3 protein-coding genes are annotated in these 2139 nt (G+C 36.2%); all 3 read left to right on the top strand.

The features are described from left to right. Window positions 1-176: 176 nt before the first annotated feature. Complete coding sequence (locus tag CQA44_RS11910) at window positions 177-1055, top strand: sugar O-acetyltransferase (protein WP_258865044.1); 879 nt, start codon at window positions 177-179, stop codon at window positions 1053-1055. Next, window positions 1045-1749 (top strand): restriction endonuclease subunit S, encoded by a 705-nt coding sequence (locus CQA44_RS11905; protein WP_115547407.1) that lies wholly within the window; start codon window positions 1045-1047, stop codon window positions 1747-1749. The genes CQA44_RS11910 and CQA44_RS11905 overlap by 11 nt, the downstream gene beginning before the upstream one ends. Window positions 1750-1820: 71 nt before the next feature. Then, on the top strand, window positions 1821-2139 hold a 319-nt coding region (locus CQA44_RS11900; protein ID WP_258865043.1), incomplete at its 3' end, for a hypothetical protein.

Here is a 2139-nt window from a genome sequence, read left to right as displayed (position 1 = left end):
TTAAAGCCTAAGAATGACAGAAGTAAAGAGTATATTATTTAGTAATGACAAGAATTGCTAGATTCTTCAGTCGTGCTACACAAAGCTTTAAGAATGACAAAGGAAATTGCAAGTGGAAATGTATCAAGTTTATCAATTTGATAACTTAAAAATAAACTTTAAATAAAGGAGCATTAATGAAAAAGCCTAATTTTTCACAAAACACTTCACAGGATGCAGTCTTGCAAACAGATTCACAAGCAATCTCACACCAAATTTCAAAGACTAGCTCACAAACCAATTCACACCTAGATTCACACCCTACCTCTTCGCACCAAGATTCAGAGAAAAAGCTCGCAATTTCGCACTTAGATTCACAGGATAACTTACATCAAGTTTCACAAACCAACTTACAAACTACTTCACACAAGAAAAAATCCACCACTTCGCACCCAGCCTTTTCACAAGCGAGCTTTTCAAGCAGAAGTATGCCTGCACCAAGCACAGATAGGGATATTTTCACGAGGGATTTGACAGGAGAGCTAATTGATATGAATGACCCTGAATTTGCAAAGATTCTAGCAGTGATACAAAATACCATTGCCCTCACGCACAAGCTCAATAGCTTCCACCATAGCCAAGAGGAAGTGCGGGCAATCTTTAGCGAGATTATAGGTAAAGAGGTGGATTCTAGTGTGTGGATTATCCCGCCTTTTTATGTAGATTTTGGGAAAAATATCCGCGTGGGCAAAAACTTTTTTATGAATCAAGCCTGCACCTTTATGGATAGGGGTGGTATCATAATTGGCGATGATGTCTTTATCGCCCCTAAAGTCTGCCTCACAACGATTAACCACGACTTTAATCCCTATAATCGTCAAGCGACTTTTTGCAAGCCCATAATCATCAAAGACAGAGTGTGGATAGGGATTAATGCTACCATTTGTCCGGGCGTAACCCTAGGAGAAAACTCTATTATCGCCGCTGGGAGCGTGGTAACCAAAGATGTCCCGCCAAATGCGATAGTCGGGGGCAACCCCGCAAGGGTGCTCAAGATGTTGGAGTTTGAAAAATGAGGAGCATACAAAATCCCCAACCACAATAAATACTATTGAAAAGTCAAATTTTCAAAACACTTTCACCCCACCCTTTGAGATTCCACAATCTTGGGTATGGGTGAGATTGGGAGAAGTGTGCGAGATAGTGTTAGGGAAAACACCTAAAAGAGAAATTATTGAATATTGGAAGCCAAATGATTACCATTGGGTAAGTATTGGTGATATGCTTGAGAGAGAAACAATTACCAGCACAAAAGAATGTATTAGTCAAAAGGCAAGGCAAGATTGCTTTGGCGATTCTATAACTCCTAAAGGCACATTGCTTTTAAGCTTTAAATTGACTATCGGCAAAACAAGTTTTTTGGGTTTTGATGGGTTTTACAATGAGGGTATAGTGTCTATTATTCCAAAAATTTATAGAGATGTTTCAGTTTTGCCTCAACATGAAAAGGCAAATTATCATTCTGGGGCATTAGCCGAAGAAGCCCAAAAAGATACAATTTTCAAAAACTTTTTATTATATTTTTTGCCTATATTTACAAATCTTTGTGAGAAAACAGGAGCGATAAAAGGAGAAACACTCAATAAAGAAAAGCTTATTCATCTCCCAATCCCCCTACCACCATTACAAGAGCAAAAAGAAATTGTAGCAACTTTAGATTCCCTCTTCACTCTTACAAAAGGCTTAAGGCAAAAGGTTAAGGTAGAATAATAGTATCTTAGGAATTTTTTGATACAATCTAGCTTAATTTTAAACCTCATTAGGAAAACGCCAAAAGAGTAATGCAAATACAAATTAATGTGAGCCGATTAGAGTATTTATTGGAGCTTTTTAAACTCTCAAAAGAGGATTTGCAAAGAGAAATTAATGCAAAAATTGACTTTAATAAACCATTGACGAAAACAATCTTAAAAAAGATTGATGATGTTTTTAAAATGGGTTTAGATTTTTATACAAACCCTTTGCAAATTGATACACAAAATTCAAGTATTTTATTCAGAAAAGCCCAAAAAGATACAATTTTCAAAAACTTTTTATTATATTTTTTGCCTATATTTACAAATCTTTGTGAGAAAACAGGAGCGATAAAAGGAGAAACAC

The organism is Helicobacter sp. MIT 14-3879 (genome assembly GCF_003364125.1).
This window is presented reverse-complemented; position numbering and strand designations above follow the sequence as displayed.